10 protein-coding genes and 11 pseudogenes are annotated in these 23,448 nt (G+C 54.1%); 16 read left to right on the forward strand and 5 right to left on the reverse strand.

The window, feature by feature from the left end; all coding sequences use genetic code 11:
- Positions 1-279 precede the first annotated feature (279 nt).
- The 5 genes and pseudogenes from JCM12539_RS07685 (at position 280) to JCM12539_RS07705 (ending at position 5,509) form a co-directional block, all read left to right on the forward strand.
- A pseudogene (locus tag JCM12539_RS07685) lies at positions 280-1,408 on the forward strand (THUMP domain-containing class I SAM-dependent RNA methyltransferase).
- 108 nt (positions 1,409-1,516) lie between these two features.
- Positions 1,517-3,417: pseudogene (locus JCM12539_RS07690) on the forward strand (M13 family metallopeptidase).
- Between the two features lie 284 nt (positions 3,418-3,701).
- Entirely contained in the window at positions 3,702-3,974 is a 273-nt protein-coding gene (locus JCM12539_RS07695; protein WP_054650484.1) for a hypothetical protein, read from the forward strand.
- Between the two features lie 35 nt (positions 3,975-4,009).
- Entirely contained in the window at positions 4,010-5,107 is a 1,098-nt protein-coding gene (locus tag JCM12539_RS07700) for a hypothetical protein (protein ID WP_054650486.1), read from the forward strand.
- Positions 5,108-5,176: 69 nt separating this feature from the next.
- Entirely contained in the window at positions 5,177-5,509 is a 333-nt protein-coding gene (locus tag JCM12539_RS07705) for a hypothetical protein (protein ID WP_054650488.1), read from the forward strand.
- 60 nt (positions 5,510-5,569) lie between these two features.
- On the opposite strand, the gene JCM12539_RS14120 is transcribed toward JCM12539_RS07705, so the two are convergent.
- The gene (locus tag JCM12539_RS14120; protein WP_225350305.1) at positions 5,570-5,752 is read right to left on the reverse strand and encodes a ribonuclease H family protein; all 183 of its coding nucleotides are present in this window, start codon (positions 5,750-5,752) and stop codon (positions 5,570-5,572) included.
- Positions 5,701-5,973 carry an RNase H family protein gene (locus JCM12539_RS07710; protein WP_225350300.1) on the reverse strand — a complete coding sequence of 91 codons (273 nt, stop codon included), beginning with the start codon at positions 5,971-5,973 and terminating at the stop codon, positions 5,701-5,703. The genes JCM12539_RS14120 and JCM12539_RS07710 overlap by 52 nt, the downstream gene beginning before the upstream one ends.
- Positions 5,974-6,004: 31 nt before the next feature.
- On the opposite strand from JCM12539_RS07710, the gene JCM12539_RS07715 reads away from it, so the two are divergent.
- The 8 genes and pseudogenes from JCM12539_RS07715 to JCM12539_RS07750 all read left to right on the forward strand — a co-directional run bounded on the left by JCM12539_RS07715 (position 6,005) and on the right by JCM12539_RS07750 (position 16,550).
- On the forward strand, positions 6,005-6,397 hold the full coding sequence (locus JCM12539_RS07715; protein WP_054650490.1) for an EbsA family protein: 393 nt from the start codon (positions 6,005-6,007) through the stop codon (positions 6,395-6,397).
- A 49-nt stretch (positions 6,398-6,446) separates the two neighbouring features.
- Positions 6,447-8,117: pseudogene (locus JCM12539_RS07720) on the forward strand (formate--tetrahydrofolate ligase).
- 139 nt (positions 8,118-8,256) lie between these two features.
- Positions 8,257-8,718, forward strand: a complete 462-nt coding sequence (lspA, locus tag JCM12539_RS07725; protein ID WP_054650492.1) for a signal peptidase II — start codon at positions 8,257-8,259, stop codon at positions 8,716-8,718.
- Between the two features lie 3 nt (positions 8,719-8,721).
- Positions 8,722-9,625 (forward strand): annotated as a pseudogene (locus JCM12539_RS07730) (RluA family pseudouridine synthase).
- 1,130 nt (positions 9,626-10,755) lie between these two features.
- Positions 10,756-11,304 (forward strand): bifunctional pyr operon transcriptional regulator/uracil phosphoribosyltransferase PyrR, encoded by a 549-nt coding sequence (gene pyrR, locus JCM12539_RS07735; protein WP_054650494.1) that lies wholly within the window; start codon positions 10,756-10,758, stop codon positions 11,302-11,304.
- Positions 11,305-11,395: 91 nt separating this feature from the next.
- Positions 11,396-12,584, forward strand: a pseudogene (locus JCM12539_RS07740) (solute carrier family 23 protein).
- A gap of 21 nt (positions 12,585-12,605) precedes the next feature.
- Positions 12,606-13,705: pseudogene (locus JCM12539_RS07745) on the forward strand (carbamoyl phosphate synthase small subunit).
- The gene (locus tag JCM12539_RS07750; protein WP_054650496.1) at positions 13,698-16,550 is read left to right on the forward strand and encodes an ATP-binding protein; all 2,853 of its coding nucleotides are present in this window, start codon (positions 13,698-13,700) and stop codon (positions 16,548-16,550) included. The pseudogene JCM12539_RS07745 and the gene JCM12539_RS07750 overlap by 8 nt, the downstream one beginning before the upstream one ends.
- 72 nt (positions 16,551-16,622) lie before the next feature.
- Here JCM12539_RS07750 and JCM12539_RS07755 read toward each other — a convergent pair.
- Positions 16,623-18,327: pseudogene (locus JCM12539_RS07755) on the reverse strand (NFACT RNA binding domain-containing protein).
- A gap of 230 nt (positions 18,328-18,557) precedes the next feature.
- Here JCM12539_RS07755 and JCM12539_RS07760 point away from each other — a divergent pair.
- The 3 genes and pseudogenes from JCM12539_RS07760 (at position 18,558) to JCM12539_RS07770 (ending at position 20,443) form a co-directional block, all read left to right on the forward strand.
- Positions 18,558-19,423, forward strand: a pseudogene (locus JCM12539_RS07760) (DegV family protein).
- Positions 19,424-19,549: 126 nt separating this feature from the next.
- Positions 19,550-20,112, forward strand: a pseudogene (locus JCM12539_RS07765) (NUDIX hydrolase).
- Between the two features lie 37 nt (positions 20,113-20,149).
- The gene (locus JCM12539_RS07770) at positions 20,150-20,443 is read left to right on the forward strand and encodes an ArsR/SmtB family transcription factor (RefSeq protein WP_054650498.1); all 294 of its coding nucleotides are present in this window, start codon (positions 20,150-20,152) and stop codon (positions 20,441-20,443) included.
- 1,044 nt (positions 20,444-21,487) lie between these two features.
- On the opposite strand, the pseudogene JCM12539_RS07775 reads toward JCM12539_RS07770, so the two are convergent.
- Together JCM12539_RS07775 and JCM12539_RS07780 are read right to left on the reverse strand one after the other, a co-directional pair.
- Positions 21,488-22,416, reverse strand: a pseudogene (locus tag JCM12539_RS07775) (manganese-dependent inorganic pyrophosphatase).
- Positions 22,417-22,461: 45 nt separating this feature from the next.
- A pseudogene (locus tag JCM12539_RS07780) lies at positions 22,462-23,426 on the reverse strand (LysR family transcriptional regulator).
- Between the last annotated feature and the right edge of the window lie 22 nt (positions 23,427-23,448).

Below are 23,448 nucleotides of genomic sequence, written 5' to 3' on the forward strand. Positions count from 1 at the left end.
CTTTAGCACCTAATGTCACTTACGACTTACAGAATCAAATTGGCTAGACCGAGTGGTTTTCTCGGGCTACGGCAATTCGCGGTAGCCCGGCACGGGCGTGAGCGTGAGGCACGTAGCCGGTCGCGGGGCCCAGCCACTCAACCGGAACCACCGCGCCGGTACGACCAGCCACTACCAGTTCCACCACTTATCAGATCCGCCACCTAGGGCCAGCGTACCTATCCACCGGCCCCAATCACTGCTAAAATAGTATTCAGCACGAATAACGAGGAGAACGATATGCAATTTAAATTAATGGCCACGATGGCGGCCGGTCTTGAAGCCGTCACTGCGAAAGAACTGCAACAAATGGGTTACAAAACGCAAACCGAAAACGGTCGCGTCTACTTTGAGGGGGACGAGACAGACATTGTCCGCACCAACGTCTGGTTACGCTCGGCCGACCGCATCAAAATTATTCTCAAGCAGTTTAAAGCATTAACTTTTGATGGTCTTTTCGAAGGCGTGAAGAGTATCCCGTGGGCAGACTACCTGCCGCTCGACGCCGCATTCCCAGTTGCAGGCCGGGCCGTCCGGAGCAAGTTGCATTCTGAGCCCGACGTCCAGGCAATTACCAAAAAAAAGCGGTGGTGGAGAGCATGGCTACGACTTACCATCGACACAGCCGGTTGCCGAAACGGGCAACAAGTACCAACTGGAAGTATCAATTCTCAAGGACATTGCGACCATCACTATCGACACCACCGGTAGTAGCCTGTTTAAGCGTGGCTACCGTGTTGCCAAAGGTCCAGCGCCACTCAAAGAAAACTTCGCGGCAGCGCTAGTCCTGTTGACCAACTGGCACGCCGACATGCCATTTTACGATCCCACTACTGGTTCGGGTACGATCGCCATCGAAGCCGCGATGATTGCGCGGAACATGGCACCAGGGCGCACCCGCGACTTTGCTTTTAGTGGTTTTAGCTTCATGGATTCTCAGCTGCTCGACCAAGAACGCGAACGGGCGATGGCGGCCATTACTAACCCCACGTTGACCATGGTCGGAGGCGATATTAACCAGGAAATGATTGATATTGCGCGTGTCAACGCTCAAAATGCCGGGGTACTGCACGATATTCAGTTCAAGCAGGTTGCCGTTAAGGATTTCCGTACCGACCTGGAAGATGGCGTCATTATTGCCAACCCACCGTACGGGAAACGTCTTCAGGACGCCGATGCAGCACAAAAGATTGCTGAGGAAATGGGTGCCGTTTACGGACCGTTAACGAGCTGGAGCAAATACATTCTGTCCGGCGACGCCAACTTTGAACGTTACTACGGTCACAAGGCCACCAAGCGCCGTAAGCTCTATAACGGGGCCATGCGGGTGGACCTTTATCAGTACTGGGGACGCCGCCCACGACATTAAGTTGCGATATTACTGCTGGGGGCTTGCTTCTGAGTGGACAAATAGTAGAATGAAGCTAATCGCTATCTAATGCTAATTTAATTTTACGACGTGTCAGGAGGAAACAACATGGCTTTGAAGACCACTTACAAAGATGATTTATACATGACGGTGAACGGTGAATGGGAGCAGTCCGCGGTCATTCCGGATGATAAACCGGCCACTGGAGGTTTTACCGACCTCGCTGATGGTGTGGAGAAGAAGCTCATGGCCGACTTTGCCGCATTTCGTGATGGTCAGGAGAAAGCACCTAACCAGTACGTTCAGCGGGCGGTCGACCTCTACCGCGTGGCTGGCGATTACACCCGCCGCGACAAAGAGGGCATTACGCCATTGACACCACGTCTGGCCCGCATTGCGGCGTTAACGTCTGTTGATGACCTGAACGGACAGGCAGCTGAATGGGACCGTAACGGATTCCCATTACCATTTAACATTGCCGTTGAACCCGACATGAAGGACACCGCGAACAACGTGGTCTACCTCTACGCATTACCGACCATTTTGCCGGATACCACATACTATGCCGATGACAATCCGGCAAAGGAACAGTTGTTGGCTGCGTACCGAGAAATGGCAACCGGTCTGTTGCGGTTCACGGACCTTGATGCCGCTGCGCAGGCAGAAATGGTCGAGGCGGCCCTGCGTTTTGACGCCACTATCGCCGCACACGTTAAGAGCAACGAGGACAAAGCGGATTACCCCGCAATGTACAATCCAACTAGTCGCGCGGACGTCACGGCAAAAATGCGGCCGTTCGCCTGGGATCAATACCTGCAGGAACTGTTGCCGAGCGACCCTGACCAAATTATCGTAACGGATCCTGGTTTCCTGGACGCCTTTGCGACCATCTATAACAATGATACCTTCGCGGACTTTCGGGCGTGGGCTTACGTGAACGAGCTAATTGGCGATTCAACCTACCTTAGTGAAGAGTTACGCCAACTTGCTGGTACTTACCGGCGCAAGCTGACGGGGCTTCCGGCACTGCCCAATCAGGATAAATCGGCCTACCGGATTGCCAACAGCGCGTTCAGCGAACCGGTCGGTATCTACTACGGACGCAAATATTTCGGTGAAGAAGCAAAGGGTGACGTAATTCAGCTTGTTCAGCGCATGATTGCAACGTACAAGCAACGGATTGCCGATAACCCGTGGATGTCCCAGCCCACTAAGGACAAAGCCATCGTTAAGTTGAACACGATGGTGCTGAAAATGGCTATCCTGACAAGGTTAACGCCCGCTACGACCACTATCAGGTCGACCCCGATGCCAGCCTTCTGGAAAACATGCTCAATATTAACCGGGCTTCAACCGCCTATTCCATCGCGCAGTTGGACCAGCCGGTTGACCGGACTGAGTGGGGAATGCCCGGCCACCTAGTGAATGCTTGCTACGACCCTTCGCGTAACGACATTACGTTCCCAGCCGCAATTTTGCAGGCACCATTTTACAGTCTCAAGCAAACCGATTCCGAAAACTTCGGTGGGATTGGGGCCGTTATTGCCCACGAAATTACACACGGGTTCGACAACAACGGGGCTCAGTTTGATGAGTTTGGTAACCTGAAGAACTGGTGGCAGGATTCAGACTACAAGGAATTCAAACGGCTTACACAGGCCATGATTGACGAATTTAACGGCCGTGACTTTGCCGGTGGTAAGGTGAACGGTAAGCTCATCGTTAGCGAAAACATCGCCGATTTGGGTGGTATGGCCGCGGCTTTGGCAACCGCTCAACAGGACGAAGATGTCGACTTGCGGGCCTTCTTCACCAACTGGGGACGGATTTGGCGACAAAAAGACCGTCCGGAATATGCACAGCTGTTGCTAGCAAGCGACGTGCACGCACCAAATTACTTGCGTGCCAACGTTCAACCGCAAAACTTCGATGAATGGTATGCTACCTTCGACGTTCAGCCCGGAGACGGTATGTACCTCGACCCAGCGCGCCGGGTGGTTATCTGGTAAAGCCACACAAAAAAAATTGGTTCTTCACTTTCGGGTGGGGAGCCAATTTTTGCGTGGAGTAAAATTGCGTTGAAGAGTCATCAATAACGTTTGCCCACGGTGACTTGACACAAATATATTAATGGCAGTAATAAGGTGAAAAGATTTTTTTTGCATCTTTTGCAATTAAAATGGTCAAATATCGGAATTTTGGGTGGTTTTGTTTGGTGCGGGGCTACGGGCTTCGTATAATCGAATTAAAGATAGTTAGCGCTAGTGGCATAACCATTATGAGGATAACTAACATGCCAGCATACGAACTGTTTCTAAACCAAAAAGAACTGACCAAGCTTAATTTTTACCAGATGGTCATGGACTTGCCGCCGAACGAACGTACATGCTCGCGGTTTGCTGAACAGCAAGGGGTGAGTGTCACCACCATTTACCGTAATTGGCAAGCCATTACGACGGATTTGCATAAATTTATCCGCCCCAATGAGCAGCCACCCAAACTGTTGGAGCGTGTAGTGAACCGCCCGAGCACGATATTCCCGCCGCACGTTATGCCGTTTACCTAATGCGCCAATCGTTAGTGGGGGACTTTATCCGGTCCGTGTTGACTCAGCCTCAGCGGTCACTGGAAGATATCGCGGCGGCTCACGGTTTGAGTGCGGGCACAGCCGTCCGCCGGTTGCGTCCGCTGAGAAACTTCCTGGCCCATTTTAACGTCAACCTAACGTACTCGCCCATCGGGATTGAGGGCTACGAACCGGTTGTACGCCTGACACTCAGCCAGTTAATCTGGCAAATGGGTCAGGATGGGGCCACGTTGTTCCCATACGCGGAGAAACAGGCGCAGATGGTGACCAAGCAGTTACAAGACGCACGGTTAGTGGTTAAAAACTGCCCCTTTTTGCGCACACAAAACATGGTCGCCATCGCAATGTTGCGCAATCAACAAGAGCACACCATGCCCGCATTTCAGCCACTACACAAGGTCGTCCAGCTCACTGGTTATAGTGGGGTGGTGGGAGCGCGTCCGGGGTTTGTGGTCCGCAACCCGCATGACACGGCCCTCATTCATCTAGAAACGCTGTTGGTGGGCAACTTCCATAGTGAGGCTGATACCGATCTGCAACGCTTCGTTCAGTACCACAATAAATGTCGTTCGGCCTGCTGGCATTTGGTTACCGGAATTACCCAGCAGGCACGCACCTTAGTGGGCTACAGTAGTTCGCATCGCAACAAGGTCCTGGTGGGCAACATGTTGGCCGTCACCGTAGCAATTGACCTGATTGGCCATAATATCCCAACCTTTGACCCCATTGCTCTCGGGGGAAAACGCCCGACGTCCGACTCGCTGGAGCGGATGCTGAAACAGCTTTTCGCGACCCTACCGCCGTCAATGGGGCACTTCCGCTCATTAGCCAACACCATGATAATTCGGTATATTCCGCTACTCACGAGCGTCATTAACCTCGGTGTCCCCACGGTGGGCATTGCCCTCGATCCCGAACAGGAGCAACAGGTGTATTCCGCCATGATTGAAATTGCCCGTAGCGTGCCCAGCGTGCAAATTGTTAATAATGAACAGGACGCCGATATTGTGGTGACAACGAGATTAAGCGCGGACCCACACTATTTCACCCTCGCTCCGCAGAGCCGTTCATCATGGTTAGCGTTGGAAAAAAAAGGGTCCACGATGCGGTAGTTAAAAAAAAGTTCGCTAGCCAAGTGCCCCGAGATTGCATATACTGTTATCGAACGGGTGAGTATAAACATGAGCAAAAAGACAAAACAGATGGAACAAGCAGTCATCATTGACATGGACGTCACGTTAATCGCGTCAGCAGAACGTCACGTCCAGGGTCTAGAAGGTGGCGAGGCCGTACTAAATGCCGTCCTGAACGCAACCAAGAACGGACTCAGCGGGTTGGACGAACTATTCCACGATGGTGGGATGGTCCGCGAAGACGTCCGGGCAATCGCCACCGGCTTTTTACGCGACGCAACGGATTTGGAGGGGACGGCCCTTGAGGATCGCGTTGACCAATTAGTTACCGCTGCCCTTAAGTACCTGCGTACGCACCAAAACGATTTTAAGAACATTTAATTTCTACGGCAAAGGGCCGGACCATAGCGGTCCGGCCCTTTATCGTTAGAGTCCAATCAATCAATTAGCAAGACGCTTCTCCGCCGCGTGTAGACCGACTTGAGCGAGTTCATGAGCCCGCCGGTTGCTGTGATCGTTGCGCCAGGTCGGAATAACAAGCTTAATTTGGTCGGCTAACTGCACAATGGCAGTCACCTCCGCAGCAAAGTGCTTGGCGTACTGCTTGTCGAGAGCATCAACCACGATTTGGCTGTCGGTGATGAGAGTGACCTGCTCGTCCTGCCAGCCTGATTAATAACAGCCTCAAGCCCCAGTGCAGCAGCCCGAAACTCCGCCTGGTGGTTGGACATTACGGGCAGGGCCACGCTTTGTTCAACGGGCTCACCATGACCGACAATTAAAATACCGGCACCACTGGGGCCCGGGTTGCCTTTTGTGGCTGCGTCTGTGTACAATTTAAGCATTCAAAACTCCTTCAGGATGGAAAGTGATTCTTTGAAACATCAACTTGCATACCAGCCGGCACCCGTCGACTGCATTATCTTTTGGGGCCTCATTGTCTCTGGTTTTGGCCTGACCACCGTGGTACAACTAGAACTATTAGGGGTGTCACCCATCACGGTCACGATTGGCCTCATCACCTTTGCTTTTGCCGTTGTTCAACTACTGCGCTACCGCATCGTGGTCACCCCCACGAGCTTCAAACTGGGGCGCATGATGCCTGGCAACTCGATTACACTTAAACCGGAGGAGGTGACCATCCAGACCCGCGGGACGCACACGCTTACGCTCATCACGCAACGGTACGGCGAACTCACCATTTCTACGTGGCGCCGAGCTAGCACCGTGGCAACACAATTGCAACAATGGCTCAACCATAATAAATAAACCATCAAGTTGGAACGCAGTCAACTCACAGAGTGGAGGATTTTTTCTAGTGGAAGATATTGAAATTGCTCAGGAAAACGAAGCCAACAAAATCCAAACCATTACCGCCGTTGCGGGCGATATCGGTTTGGACCCAACCGATATTGAACAGTACGGTCCCTACAAAGCCAAAATTACCACCTCAGCGTTGGAACGACTCCGGCAACGTCCGCAGGGTAAACTAGTACTGGTGACAGCCATTAACCCTACACCAGCGGGCGAAGGGAAGTCGACCGTCGCCGTGGGTCTCGCCGACGCAATGCACCGCAAAGGTCAAAAGGCAGTGCTGGCGCTACGCGAACCTTCGTTAGGCCCCGTCATGGGAATGAAGGGTGGCGCTACTGGCGGGGGGTACGCACAAGTTGTACCCATGGCGGATATCAACCTGCACTTTACCGGCGACATGCACGCGCTCACCAGCGCAGTGAACACGCTGGCCGCGCTCATTGACAACCACCTACAGCAGGGCAACGCACTACATATCGATCCGCGGCGCATCCAGTGGAAGCGTGTCCTCGACATTAACGACCGGGCACTGCGCCACGTCACGGTTGGGCTGGGTGGCCCAACGTCCGGTGTGCCACGTGAAGATGGTTTCGACATTACGGTTGCCAGCGAACTCATGGCGGTGCTGTGTCTGGCCGAAGACCTTGGTGACCTCAAGGAACGGATTGCGCGGATTGTCATAGCTTACACATACGGCCGCGAGCCCGTGACCGTCGAGATGCTGGGCGTCACGGGGGCCATCACGATGTTGCTGAAAGACGCCATTAAGCCCAACCTCGTACAAACGCTCGAGCACACACCGGTCCTGATTCACGGGGGCCCCTTTGCCAATATCGCGCACGGTTGTAACTCCGTCGTTGCGACCCGTACCGCACTCGCGCTGGGGGACATCGCCATTACCGAAGCTGGTTTTGGTGCCGACCTGGGTGCGGAGAAGTTTCTGGACATCAAGGCTCCCGTACTGGGCAAGACGCCGGATGCGGCGGTCGTGGTCGCCACACTGCGGGCACTCAAGTATAACGGTGGGGTGGCGCTCAAGGACCTGCAGACGAGCAACCTGGATGCCATCCGCACCGGCTTTGCCAACCTGGAGCGGCACATTCACAACCTGCAGCGCTACGGTTTGCCGGTCGTGGTCGCCATCAACGCCTTTGCCACTGACGATCCCGCCGAAACCCAGTTGGTGCAGGACTGTGCGCCGACCAGGGGGTCAAGGCCGTCCCGGCGACCGTCTGGGCCGATGGTGCGCCGGTGGGGTGGAACTAGCTGAGGCGGTTACCGAAGCGCTCAGTGCCACCGAGCCATTCAAACCACTGTACCCCCAGGAGATGCCGGTGGAAGACAAGATTCAGACCGTCGTCCAGGGTATCTACGGCGGCCGGGACGTGGAGTACGCACGGAAGGCACAACTAGCACTCAAGACAATCAAAGCCAACGGGTGGGACCGCCTGCCAATTTGTATCGCCAAGACTCAATACTCATTTTCGGACGACCCGAAATTACTGGGGGCACCCACCGACTTTACCATCCACGTGAGCGATATCATCCCCAAGATTGGGCGGGCTTCCTGGTCGTTATGACCGGCACGGTGCTCACAATGCCAGGCTTGCCGAAGCACCCAGCGGCAAACGACATTGATATTGACGCGCAGGGGCACATTACCGGCCTGTTCTAGCTCGACAAAGCTGGAGTCGTAACTGCGGGTCAATACGGAAGTATGCTACAATCATTAACAGCCAAAGTATCCCGGTCGGGTTCACCCAGTGGTGGGTTCACGGCCGGGACTTTTTTATGTATTCAAGGGGGAAGTTAGATTGATTATTTACGCAATAATTGCCATCGCCATGATTGCCGTTGACCAACTCGTTAAAGCATGGGTAGTGGCGCACGTCGCTATTGGTGGCTACGCAGCGCTCATCCCCGGGGTGATCAGTATCACCCACATCAAAAACACCGGGGCAGCCTGGAGCATGTTTGAAGGCCAGCAATGGTTCTTCTACATCGTGACGGTCATCGCCCTGGCAGTGGTGGTGTGGTTGTGGCGTGATAGCAGCCACAAACCGCTGTACCGTACGGGGCTCACTTTGATTACCGCCGGTGCACTGGGCAACTTCATTGATCGGGTGCACCAACACTTTGTGACCGACATGTTTCAACTAGATTTCGTTAACTTTCCCATCTTCAACGTCGCGGACATGTGCCTCACTGTCGGCGTCATTCTAGTAGTGGTTTACGTTGTGCTGATTGACGGACGTGAGCAACGGGGGAGGGGTTAAGCAATGGATTTAACCATGACGGTCACCACTGAGCGCGGCCGAATTGATCGCGTCATCACGGACCATTTTGCTGACGTCACGCGGTCGCAGGCCGACAAGTGGCTCCACCTCGGCCTGGTGACAGTGAATGGGAAAACCGTAAAGGCCAGCTACAAAGTCGCGGAGGACGATCAGCTACTGATTGCCGCACCCGAGCCAACCGTGTTGAGCGCCCGGCCCCAGGATATTCCGTTGGACATCGTGTACGAAGACGACGATGTGCTTGTGGTGAACAAACCCCAGGGGATGGTGGTGCATCCCGCACCCGGTCACCCCGACGGTACGCTCGTTAACGGTTTGATGTACCACACGACGCTTTCGCCCATCAACGGCGTGCTGCGGCCGGGTATCGTCCACCGCATTGACAAGGACACTTCCGGCCTGCTGATGGTGGCCAAAACGGCGCTGGCCCACCAAGGGCTGGCCGCACAACTAAAGGACAAAACCACCACGCGTGAGTACCTAGCGATTGTCCACGGCAACATTAAGGAGGACACGGGGACGATTGACGCGCCGTTGGGCCGTGACCCCAAGGACCGCAAGAAACACGCTGTGGTTGCGGGGGGCCGGCACGCGGTGACCCACTTTGCCGTCGTTGAGCGTTTTGGCACGTACACGCTAGTGCGGTGCCGCCTGGAAACCGGCCGAACCCACCAAATTCGTGTCCACATGGCCTACATCAAACACCCGGTTGCGGGCGATCCGCTATACGGTCCCAAGCATACGTTACCGGGGAATGGCCAGTACCTCCATGCAGCTACGTTGGGCTTTACCCACCCAGTCACGGGTACGCCTGGAATTCGCGGCACCCTTGCCGGACTACTTTGAAGCGATGTTGGTACGATTACGCCGCGGGGACTTCAATTGAGCGTTTCAGACAATAATGTCCCGTTTTAATGTCCCGTTTTTCGTTAAATATGGACTTTAGTGGCGGTTCTGGCCGGTGGGAGTGCTGTAGGGTACTGCGACTTTGTGGACCGCTCCACGGTGACCGCTGCTAGGGCGAAACCTCCAACCGCAAAGACCGCGGTTTCCGGTGCTACTTAGAGCCTGTCTGCCAGATGCGGGCAGCCAGTCTCTAAGTTCGTCGCGCTGTACGTCACTGCGTTCCTACAGCGGCAAGCCCCTAACAGCGGTCACCGTTCCGGGTCCAGTCGTCTCCGTACCCTACAGCACTCCCACCAGCCAGAACCACATGAGCAAACAGTGTTACGAATGGATTTGATCCACATCAATCCCAGTGACATTACAACAAACAGAGTTTACTCACCGTTACGTTTCAAGACCACCCACAGTCCAAAATTAAGTTCCCAGAACGGATACTGACAATACTGGTATCCAAACTTACGAGAATAGTGAGATATTTACCATTCACTACTTCTGGGATCAGGTAGTCCGAGGTCGTAACGTACGAGCTATCGGGGACCTACGGGTGAACTTTGAGACGTAGCTGCAACAGTAGTGGTAGGCGGCGTCGGTCGAACCGGTGAGCGGAGGCGTGTGGGGTCGGAATGGTCACCACTGCAAGGGAACGCAGTCAGTTTGCGCTTTAGCGCTTACTGCCTGCTTCTCGCAGGAATGTCGCAGCCAGTCCGAGAGCTTCATTAGCATTGGTGACCATGGAGTACCCCACGAAAGCCGCAGCTCACCGGTTCGACCGACACCGCCGCCAGATACTACCGTAGCAATCACGGCGCAGCACGTAAGCCGCAACCCCAACCCCCGCCCGCGCGTTCGTAACCCCCCAGCCTAGACCAGCTGGGGGGTACCGCGGAGTAATTTCGATTAACGTTGACAATGGTGACCACCTACATTAGACTGAGTACAATTAAATATTGCCTTTAACTAAGTCCAGAGAGGCTTGGAAGGAATCGCGCCTCCGCGGAGGCAACTTGATGATTGCGTAACGCCTTCCGTCCATTCTCTGGACGGGGGCGTTTTTTTTGTGGCCGTAGGGGCGGGCAGCCGTCCCCGGTTACACCAAGGAGGAAATCGGTTATGACCAAAGAAGTCGTAGACGCTGTCACCATGCAGCGGGCACTAACCCGCATTACATACGAAATTATTGAGCGTAACAAGGGGTTACGCGACCTGGTATTTGTGGGTATCCAAACGCGGGGCGTGTACCTCGCCCAACGTCTCGCCACCCGCATGGAGCAATTGGAGGGCGTCACGGTACCAGTCGGATCGCTGGACATTAGCAACTACCGCGATGATCGCGAACCCGCCGGTAGCCAAACGAACGTGGACACGAGTGAGTTACCCGCGCACCTCAACGACCAGCACGTGATTTTAGTTGACGACGTACTCTACACCGGCCGGACAATTCGCGCGGCGTTAGACGCACTCATGACATACGGCCGACCACGCATGATCTCCTTGGCCGTTCTGGTCGACCGCGGACACCGTGAGCTACCCATCCGGCCCGACTTTGTGGGGAAAAACATCCCCACAGCACAGGATGAGCAAATCAAAGTCAGCGTGAGTGAAATTGACGGTCAGGACAACATCACCATTAGTAGCGGCAAGGAGGCCCACCATGAGTAAGCAAAACCCTAACGACGGCATTGTACTTGGCATTCACGACCGCCCCGGCTTCGGCCAGTGGGTGGGCTTATCCATTCAGCACTTATTCGCCATGTTCGGCTCCACGGTGCTCGTTCCGTTGATGGTCGGGCTTGACCCGTCCATCGCGTTGTTCAGTAGTGGGGTGGGCACCTGATGTACATCCTCATTACCCGGGGCAAAATTCCAGCGTACATGGGGAGCTCGTTCAGTTTCATCACCATGATGGAGTCCCTGATGAAGGGTGCCGGATACCCGGCAATTGCCCAGGGTGTTGTGGCCGTCGGCGTAGTATACTTAGTGGTGGCGTTAATCGTCAACTTTGCCGGTAGCGCCTGGATTGACCGCGCGTTACCGCCAGTTGTGGTCGGCCCCATCGTGATGGTGATTGGCCTGTCGCTGGCCACCACGGCTGCCACCGACGCCACCATGCGCACCACGGCGAGCGGGGCGAGTGTGTACGACATTCGCTACTTTGCGGTTGCATGATTACTTTGGCACTCACCATCATCTACAACATGTTCCTCAAACGTTTTATCAGCTTACTCCCGATTTTGCTGGGCATCGTGAGCGGGTATATCGTCGCCATCTTCTTTGGCCTCGTGGATTTCAGTACCGTGGCTAAAGCTGGTTGGTTCAGCTTGCCACACTTCCAAGTCCCGTTCCTAACGTACCACCCGCAATTTTACTGGGGAGCAATTCTATCGATGGCGCCCATCGCCTTTGTCACCATGACCGAACACATGGGCCACATCATGGTGCTCAACAAGCTGACCAACCAGAACTTCTTTAAGGATCCCGGCCTCAACCACACGTTAGCGGGGGACGGGACGGCTTCAATCATTGCCGGTTTGGTCGGCGGGCCAGCCGTGACTTCTTACGGTGAAAACATCGGTGTTATCGCCATGACCAAGGTACAAAGCGTCTGGGTCTTGGGTGGTGCCGGCTTCTTCGCCATCGTCTTCGCCTTCATCGGCAAGCTATCGGCCCTGATTGAATCCATCCCCGGGCCAGTAATTGGCGGGATTAGCTTCCTGCTGTTCGGGGTCATCGCCAGCAACGGTCTGCGCGTGTTGATTGACAACCGCGTTGACTTTAACCGCAAGCGCAACCTCATGATTGCGTCCACCATCCTGGTTATCGGGATTGGTGGGGCCAGTCTCCAATTCGGCGGGTACACGTTCTCCGGATTGGCGGTTGCCACGGTGCTGGGTATCCTGCTAAACTTTGTGCTACCGGCTAAGGCCGCTAACGAAGAATAAACTTTCAAAGGGGTGAACCCCATGCAACGCTATCTCATACTCGAAGACGGTACCGCATTTGCCGGCACCGGCTTTGGTGCGTCCATCGTGTCTTCAGGCGAATTAGTCATCCAAACGGGAATGACTGGCTACCAGGAGACCATTACGGACAAAGTGAACACCGGGTGTATTATCGCCTTCACGGTGCCAACCGTCGGGCTCGTGGGCGTAAACCGGGATAATTACGAAAGCATTGATCCCTCCATTCGCGGAGTGGTGGTCAACGAACTGGCACACGTAACGGCTCACCAGGGTGGTAAAATGTCGCTCGCGGACTTTCTCGACCAGCTCGGGATTCCCGGCATCACCCAAATTGACGTCCGGGCACTGCGGCGACATATTGATGCAACCGGGCCGCAGAAAGCCAGCATCGTGGACGCGGCCGACGAACACGCCTTTGACCAACTACGGGCGCTGGTACTGCCCCACAATCAAGTTCAGCAGGTATCGACTGAACGCCCGTACCCATCACCAGGGACCGGTCGGAACATCGTGGTGGTCGACTTTGGCTTGAAGCACAGCCTGCTACGTGAGTTTGCGGTGCGCGATTGCAACCTGACCATTGTCCCTGCAACCACCACGGCCGAACGGATCCTGAACCTGGATCCCGATGGTGTGGTGCTCAGTGACGGCCCCGGAGACCCCGAGGATAGCCAGGGTGCGCTACCGATGATTAGTGGTATCCAGGAACACCTACCGTTACTTAGCATCGGACTAGGGTACGAGCTATTCGCCATGGCCAACGGCGCCACCACCAAGCGTTTGGCGCACGAACACCACGGACTCAACTTTGCCGTCCGGGAAGTCGCCACCGGGCGGATTGACATTACTTCGCACGATCACAGTTTCACCGTCGATCCGGCCAGCCTCGAACATAACGAAGAACTGTTGATTACGCACCTCAACATTCTCGATCAAACGGTTGAAGCCTACGCCACCGCCGCTTTCCGGCATACGGGGTGCAGTTTCAGCCGGAGGGGGCACCGGGCAGTAACGATGCTGACCACGTTCTGACTGAGTTCATGGAGTTAATTGACGCCGAGAAGGACAAAGCGGGGAAGGAGGCGACGCGGTATGAGTAAAACGGTCCAGAGTATTCTGGTTATTGGGACCGGCCCAGTCGGTTCAGCCCAGCCCACTTCATTTCCGGCGGCTGTTGCCACCGCGTGTCAGGTACTAACCGCAGCCGGCAAGGACGTAACGCTGGTCACCAGCGATCCTAACGCCCCGCGGGACAACCACATCGCCGGTCGTATCTTCGTCGCACCGTTAACCGTTGACTTTATCAGCCAGGTAATTCGCCGTGAACGTCCGGACGCCATCCTCGGGACCATTGGCGGCCAAAGTGCCGTGCATATTCTGCGCCAGGTCCAGCAGAGTGGCCTGCTTCGTCAGCTTCACATCCCCGTACTCGATACTAACGACAGTATCCTGAACACGCTGGAAGACGGCGAGGCTTTCCGCCACTTTTTGGGGGAACAGCATTTACCAAACCCTGAATCAACGTACATTAAGTCGGATAACCAGGCCACTGACGTTGCGGATAAAATCGGCTACCCCGTATTAATGCGTCGGGGGGCTAACCGGGGGATCGCCAACAATGCGGACGAACTGCGCCAGTTGATCAGTAATACCGACCACTGGGGCCGGTTACGGATTGAGCGGGCCATTAACGGTCTGAAAGCGGTGGAGTGCGTCCTCGTTCGGGACAACAACAATACCAAGCTACTGATCGGAACCACCGAAAACTTTGATCCGGTGGGGGTCAACCCGGCGAACACCATTGTATTGTCGCCGGCCCAAACCATTACGGACCACGAACGCAACGTGTTACGCGCCGCGGCTTTCCGTGTGCTCGACGCGTTGGACATTCGTGGTACCGCCACGTTCTCCTTTGCCCTCGACGACACGTCGGCCGACTGGTACCTACTCAAAGTCCGGGTGGGGACCACGTGGGCGACGGAACTCACCCAGACCGCGACGGCCTATCCCATTACCGAGGTGTCCACACAAATTGCGCTGGGTCGCAACGTGGATGAAATCGAAATTGGGGCGGGTGTGCCAGCCGTTATCGAGCCCACCCAGGACGCCATCATGACCCGGTTCCCCCAGTTTGGTGAGGACCACCTCAACGGCGCGACGCTCGGGCCACAACTAGTAGCGAGCGGCGCAATCTTGGGAGCGGGAGCGAACGCTGAGAGCGCCATCCTGGAGGGATTACGCATCCAGCTCGGCGCAAAGCTGACGGCGGACGTCGTACCCGCCACCATTACCAATTGGGATGACGGGGAGCTGACCCAGCACATTATTCGGGCCAACGCGTTGCGGTTACCCACTATCTGGTCCGCCTTTGACCGGGGGTACACCCTCGACGAACTAGTGGAATTATCCCGTATTAACGTGGGGTTGCTGGCCATCGTGCAACACTTGTCGCAGTTGCACCAGCAGCTCACGAGTCACCCCGGCGACCTAGACTTGCTACGGGAGGCGAAGCGGTACGGCATTACCGACGCGGCAATTGCTAACCGCTGGGACATGACCACTGACCAAGTAGCCGCGTTACGCGCCGAACTCGCCATTCAGCCGACGTTTAAGGCCATTGATGGCGGCGGCCAAATCATCAACGCCTCCCGGTCATACTACAGTAGCTTTGGTGACGAAAGTGAACCGCGGGTAGGTACCAAGCCGCGAGTTGTCATCGTTACACCGACCAGCACACACCTATGGCTTAATGAGGCGCAGGGTGCTGTCACCGCTGCTTTGGCAGACGCCATTACGCAGGCTGGCTACGCGCCAGTCATGATTACCAACAGCACGGTTAAGCAAAACGTAGCGGGCGTCCGGCGGTACCTAGCCACCGGCAGCACCGAGGAAATCCTGACGATCATCCACCACGAGGACCCCATTGGCGTTATCTGCCAGGCTAGTGGTAACGACGGAGCCGCGCTGGCAGGGCGGCTCCGTGCCGCGGGCATGAACGTACTGGGTAGCAACGCCGACTCCGTTACCACCTTTGACCAATCCAAAGCTGGTGCGGCCGTCGCGGGTGAGTCGGACAGCGACTGGGAAGTTAGCCTTGACTTCACGGCTAGCATCGCACCTGGTAACACGCACCTGGCCGTGGACGCGTTGAGCGACGGCGAAACCGTGGCCGTCCTCGGCGTGATTAACAGTTTGGAACACAACGCGGACGTTGCCGGCACGGTGCTAGCAGTCACGCCGCCACGCAAAGGGGTGGCCGCACTCACACGACGCGTCACGGCCATTACGGTCAACCTGGCCAAGATGTACGGCCTGATTGGCTTTGTGCACACGGAGTTCGTGGTGAACGGTCACCAAATCATCGTGCGCCGCGTTGCACCCACGGTTAACGCCACCGTACCGTTCCTAGCCAAGACGACTACCGTTGACTTTGGTTCATTGGCGGCGCACGTGTACCTGGGCAACAAGCTGGCTGACTTGGGTATCGCGTCCGGACAACTGGCCCAGGCTGACGGGGTGCACGTACTGTTGCCGGTTTACCGCCAGGGCTTGCCCGCACCGGATACCGACAGGCCCGAAATGGTGCAAACGGGTGTGGTCATGGGCAGCGATACCGCGCTGGGCAAAGCATTGATCAAGGCGTTTGCTGCGGCACACCAACCGTTACCGGACCACGGGCCCATTTTGCTCGACCTCGCCGACGACAAAGCCAGCGCGTTGGCCGGGCGGTTGCGGGCGCAAGGTTTCCAGATTCAGCCTGACGGGACCCGCATCACGCGAGCCAACGTTCGGCTCGTTATCACCGATTCGCCCAGCGCAGCTGTTAGGGCACAAGCGACTGCCCGGACAATTCCAATCATCAACAGCGTCTGTGCGGACGCCATGTTACGGGTCTATGAAGCCCGGGCGTTCTCGCTCGAACCACTACCACCAGTTAGTTGGTAATATTATTTACACACAAATACCCGCTCAATCTCCATAAGGACATTGGGCGGGTATTTGTGTACTAGCTAGACTTTACATGGTCGGTTGTTGCCGCAGTTTATCCACCAGCTCGGTGGTTGGGGTCACACTCAGTGTCCGTTGGCCCGTGTAGATGACAAAACCGGGCTTGCTGCCATTTGGCTTGCGAATCCGTTTGACGGGGATGTAATCCACCGGTACGTTGGCCGATTGCCGCGCCTTAGAAAAGTAGGCGGCTAAGGACGCGGCCTCGGTGAGCGTGCGTGCACTCGGGTCGTTAGACTTGACGATGACGTGAGAGCCGGGGATGTCCTTCGCGTGCAGCCAAACATCGTCCTTGGCCGCGCTATGCAGGGTTAGCTGCTCGTTTTGCAGGTTATTCTTACCCACCAGGATGGCGGTGCCATCACTGGCCCAGAATCTTTCAGGTGGAGCCACTTTGGGCTGCCGTTGCTTCTTAGCTTTGCGCTGGAGCCGAATGTAGCCGGCATTGGTGAGTTCAGTCTGAATATCCACCAGGTCTTGCGGGGCAGCAATCTCCACCATGGCCTGGACACCCTGCAGGTACTCAAGCTCGGCCTGCGCCTCAGCCATCTGCTCGTGCACGTGGCTCACGGCTTTGCGTAGCTTTTGATACCGTGTGAAGTACTTTTGCGCGTTCTGGTTAGGCCCTAATTCCGGGGCCAACGCGATTTTGATGGGGCGCATGTCGTCGTAAAAGTTAGGTAACTCGACCGAGTTTGCGCCACGGGGAACGTCGCGCAAATACGTGGTTAAAACCTCACCACGGATACGCAACTCGTCCGCCCGGTCACTTTCATCTAACGTGTGCTGCAATTTCTTGAGCTTCTTGGTTAGCCGCTCGGTATTGGTTCGTAATACGCGAATGAGCTTGCTCCCGACTTCCTGCACGCGGGCTCGTTCAGCGCGTTGGGCGTAAAAGGCGTCTAGGAGGGCCGATAGCGTGGGGTACGCGTGGGCGTCGCCGTCAACCGTTCGCAGCGGTGTGGCAGCAAACTGTGGCTTCTGAGCGTCAATCAGCACTGGCTCTGGGTGGTTAAAGGCATCAATCAGACCGTCCCAAGCAGCTTGTGGGAGGCCGTGTTGTAATCGGGTCGCCATTTCGACGGCCGCGTCACGCCCAAAGCCTTGGAACCGGGACTGGATGGCTTTAGCCAGTGCGCCAGTATCCGAACCTGCCTGTTCCACCAACGGGGTGTAGTCTGCTGGTTGCGCCGTGAACGGATCCAGTTTATCTTGATAAGGAGGATCAACGTACTCCGCTCCCGGGAGCAGAATCCGGAACCGGTTTTCATCCGGATGCACGTGGCGAATAAGCTCCAAAATTTTGTGGGTCCGTTGGTCAACCAGAATGACGTTACTGTGGCGACCCATTAATTCAACCACCAGTCGTAGGGAGACGGAGTCACCGAGTTCATCACGTGTGGCAAAGTCAAAGTAAATAATCCGGTCGGCGCGACCTGCTGAATGTCGGTAAGCGTTGCGGCAGCGAGGTACTTGCGCATTGCCATTGTGAATGGCGTGGGCACTTTGGGGTTGGCAAAGGGGATGGTAGTAATCTGTACCCGCGCAATTCAGGATTGGCTGAGAGCAACAGGGTTTGCGTTTTACGGTTAGCACGAATACTGAGCATCAATTCGTAAGGGTAGGGTTGTGAGATTTTCATCACCCGACCAGATTGTAGTTCGCCCTGCAGTTCGCGCACCATCGCGTGGGTAAATAATCCGTCAAAGGACATGGTGTGACCTCCTTAATTAGCTCATTTCATTGTACTAGTAGTTTCACCATGGTGCAAAAATATGTTCGTATTGATGGGAAATACGGACACGAATGCCGGCAGGGTTTTCAGAAAAATGCTGTTGGTGATTGTGCACCACGGTTGTCAATCGCCCGCGGGTGGAAAATAGCCTTAACATTGGTTCTGTGTTATAGTACTTGGGTATAATTTTGAAGGAGCTGGTCCACGTTATGAAAATTGCAATTGTGACCGATAGTACTGCTTATCTTTCCGATGAAGAAGTACGGGCCAACAATATCACCGTCGTACCCATTCCCGTAATCCTGGACGGACAGGTATACGACGAGGGGAAGGACATTACCCCAGCAGAATACTACACCAAGTTACGTTCCGCCAAAACGTTTCCCAGTACCAGCCAGCCGCCGGTAGGTGAGATGATTCACCTTTACGAAAACCTAAGGAATGAAGCTACGAAAAGGTTATTAGCATTCACTTGGCCAACACCATTTCCGGTTTTCAGCAAACTCTACGTACAATTGCACCCGAGATTGACGGACTAGAGGTCACCGTATACGACTCCCAAATTACCGTTAAACTCATGGGTTGGTTGGTACTTGAGGCAGCGCACATGGTCGAAGCGGGTGCTGACGTGCCCGCAATTATTGAACGCTTGGACGACTTGCGTGCATCGATGGGCGAATACTTCATCGTTAACGACTTACAAAATCTGGTCCGTGGTGGGCGGTTATCCAACGCGGCCGGTTTTATCGGCGGCATGCTAAAAATCAAGCCATTATTAACGTTCGACGATGAATCGCACAAAATTGTGGCGATTGAAAAGATTCGGTCGTTAAAGAAGGCGTACGCGCGTGCGGAAACCTTATTCCAGGAAGAGCTGGACCAAATCGACTATCCGGTCCGCGGTCTGGTGATTCACGCCAACGATCCCGATGCCGCCGCCAAGTGGCAAGCAGACCTCACGGAAAAGTTCCCCGAAGTACCCTTTGAAACCTCTTATTTTGGGCCAGTAATCGGCACCCATTTAGGCGAAAAGGCCATCGCAATTGCATGGATGAAGGACTTTACCAAAGCGTAGTGCCGCAACCAAAGGCGATTTAATTGCACCATTTAATTCTGCAATTATTATATTGTATAATGTAGACGCTGAGTGAGCGTCTATTTTTATGCTTTCAAAATTTTCGAATTAGAAGGGATACACACTATGCTGAAACGTCCTCAAACAACTGGTCAGGTATTGAGTAGCCAAAGCGTCTATAACGGACCCATTTTCAAAGTTTTGCAACAAACAATTAAAACTCCCGATGGCCTCACCGTCCATCGTGACCTAGTGGAACATGGTGAAGCAGTAGTCATGCTGGCCATGACGGCCGACCGACAGCAAGTACTCGTTAACCAGGAATACCGGGTGGGCCTCAATGGTGAGGCGATTGCGCTGCCAGCGGGCCTGATTGATCCAGGCGAGGATCCGGTGACCGCAGCCAAACGGGAACTAGCCGAAGAGACGGGGTATATTGCATCAGATTTACGACCGTTCACAAGCATGATGGCGTCTGAAGCTTTACCAATGAACGTATTACTGCCGTGATGGCTACAATTGATCCTAATCAGCGGACAGAACGCCACTTTGACCAAGACGAATTCGTCACTACAAACCTGGTGCCGTTTACGGACCTCGTGACGGCCGTACGTGACGGCGAAGTGACCTCAGCACAAACAATCGCTGCCGTCAGTTATTACTTGGCCTTTATTGCGTCAGCCCAATAGCGATGGTAATCGCAGAAAAACTCCACGAGGATGCGCTATGAACATTAAACAAACAATTAGCAACGATGAGCTACGGGTCAAAATATTCAAAGCGTTGGCAGACGAAAGCCGGTTAGCAATTGTTCGTTTGCTCCACGGTGTGGGTCACGAGATGGATTCCACATCAATTGGTGAGCAACTGGGCATCAGCAAGTCAACCTTGTCGTACCACTTAAAGCTACTCCGTGAAGCCGGATTGACAACGACACGACGTGCAGCGCAGACCCGGTATGTGGGCATTAACAGCCAAGTTTTTACCGCGGTGTTGCCAGGGTTTCTGGGCACATTGTAGTCATATACGGTAGCCATACGCGATTTGCCGGTACCAGCAGTTCCTCACGCACAAACTGGGCTAGTGGGGGGGGCTTGCTGCGGATTGGTAATAATCGTTTAATTCTAGTTTACATAATATATATTATCCGAAGAAAACACAACGGAAGATTATTAAAGGCTGGCGCGCAGATTCGCCCGCCAACCGCGCCAACATCTTTCAGTCCCACTAACTAAGATTGCTCGCAACTAACCCAGGCGCACTGCTCAGTTTAAAATGCTGCATGATTCAAGCTTCAATGCATCCTGCCAAACACCGAGTATTATTTTCCCACGTATGTACCTGTCTAAATTACCGATTTACGCCAGTGCTAATCAAAGTGATTGCATTCGTCTGGTTGACCAGTCCACGGACCAATACCGTCGAAATCACCCCAAAATCGTCCTCTCAGACTCGAAATTCAGCGATACACGTCACTACTAATTCACGTTTGGTTCGAGCTACAAATTCATTATTAAAACACCTGCACATATCGGCTTGCATGAGCGGGTCTCGGTCACTGACGCTATATACCAATTACCGCCGTAACGTGATTATGACCAACAAAATCGCGATTTCGCAATAAATACATAACGCGATTCAACAGGCACATGGCTGACATCATAAGTCTTTAGTCTGCCAACATCCTTCTGCTGGGTGTAATTCGCGTTTTTTTTCAGTTTAATTCGCTAAGTTTAAAACCTGATGACTGACAAACTAATCAACATGGTTCCCGCAATGGCGGCGTTATTCGTTCGTTAGCTTTTCGTTGGCTTAATGACTTCTATGATCACCAGCAAAGACCAAATTGTATTGTAAACAGATAGGTCACTATAAAATTACAGGGTAACAACCAACCTTTGCCTCCACGGGCAGTGAACACCCCACCTACCCCACCCTATACCAAAAGCAAGGGTGGGTTAAATAAGTTACCTATAACCCACGCGTTGGTTGCCCACGCTAATATCTATCCGCAAAAAAAATAGCGCCCCACAAAGAGAACGCTACTTTGCAAACTTAATCGTTTTAGCCGTTGTATGCAGCCGTCAATGGTGGTACAACTTGCTTCTTACGGGAAACCACACCCGGAAGTGCAATCCGCCCCTGGTCATCAAACTGCTTGCCAAACGCAGCTTCAACCTTACTGTGGTCACCTACAGCAAAGCCAACCGAGTCACTGTTCAGGATGTCCGTCGCAATAACCAAGAACAGGTCGTAACCCTCTTTGTCAGCTTCAGCCTTCATTGCGTCCTCAATCCCCGCCTGACGGTCGTAAACTTCTGACAGGTCCACGGTGTTAACCTGGTCGATACGCACGTGGGTGCCGTTCATATCAAAGCTCTTGGCGTCACCATCAATGAGATCCTGGTCAGTACGAGCGCTGAGGTTGGTCCCAGCCTTCAGCATCTGCAGCCCGTATTCCTCCAGGTCAACACCAGCAATCTTCTGCAGTTCTGCAAAGATGCGCCGGTCTTCATCGGTGGTCGTGGGGCTCTTCAGCAACAACGTGTCAGAAATCAAGCCAGAAGCCATCAACCCAGCAATCTGTGGCTGATTTCAAAACCGGCTTCTTTGTACATGTGGTAGATAACCGAGTTGCAACTACCTAAAGTTTCTAGACGCATGTTCAGCGGTGCGGCCGTCTCAAAGTTGGCTACTCGGTGGTGATCCACCACGTACTCAATTGTGACCTGGTCACGGTCCGGCACGGACTGCTGGGCTTCGTTGTGGTCAACCAGCATCACCGTATCCGTCTCGTTAGCGGCGGTCTTAATTACGCGTGGTGCTGCCTGCTTAAAGTAGTCCAGTGCGAACTGTGTTTCTGCACTAGGCGTCCCCAGTGCTACGGCTTCAACGTCAGTGTTGCCGTTCTGACGCTGGTACTCGGCGAAGGTAATGGCACAAGTAATGGCGTCTGTATCAGGACTTTGGTGCCCGAAAATCAAAGTTGTCATGAAAGCGTTGCTCCTTTGTGTTTAATCAATGGCGTGTGCTACCTTTTATAGTCTACCACGCGTTGCACTGATACGAGCGAAGTAATCCTTCTCATCCAAATATTCTTTGAACTGGTCCAGGAATCCGGCAATTCGTGGAATCTGGTCCTTCCCGCGTCGGTAAACGAAGCTGAGTTCAAAGTGAATACCAGGCTTAAACTGAGATGCTTCCGCTTCAATATCGTCCTTGTGGGCACCGTAAAAGCTAGATGGCAACGCCGTGTTCACGTGCGTCATGTTCGAGAACTTAGCCAACTGGTATGGCGTCGTGAAGCGTGCCACCGGATCGGGCATGGTGACTAACTGGTTCTTGTACGTCTCGCCTAACAGGTGGGACAAGAAATAGTCGGACGGGTATGAAACCCACGGATAATTGGCAGTTTGCTCAAAGCTGATGCGCTTCTTACCCTCCAGCTTGGCACCATGGTGTAGGTAGAGTAATTCTTCATCGAAAATTTTCCGGGATTCGTACGGCTTCCAGTTCTTAATCGAATCATCTGGCAGGTACATCACGGCCAAATCAATCCGGTTGTTCTCGAGACTCTCCCAAATTTCACGCCGGGTCATCAGGCGGAAAGTAACGGTGATATCTGGGTGCTTTTCATAATACTGCGCAATGAAGTCGGTAAACACGGCATCCTCAATTGATGACAAGAACCCAATTGAGATTTCCCCGGAGTTGGCACTAGTAGTCCGTTGGATTTCGTCCGTCGCGTTGTTCATGACCTCATAGATTTCCTGGGCAGCCGTCAACATCGTGGCCCCAGCGTCTGAAAGGTGCAATTTTTTTTACCAACGGAGAAAAACAATGGTGCACCCACCGATTGTTCCAGCTTCTTAATCTGCTGGGTCAACGCTGGCTGGGTAATTCCCAGTAATTGGGCTGCCTGCGTGTAGTTCATCGAATCTGCTAACTGCATGAAATATGCCAAAGTCTTGGCTGAGAACAACGAATCGTGATTTGTAGCCATAAGCAATCTCCTCTAGTTTAGT

This window comes from Lacticaseibacillus pantheris DSM 15945 = JCM 12539 = NBRC 106106 (assembly GCF_001311175.1).
Classification (GTDB): domain Bacteria; phylum Bacillota; class Bacilli; order Lactobacillales; family Lactobacillaceae; genus Lacticaseibacillus; species Lacticaseibacillus pantheris.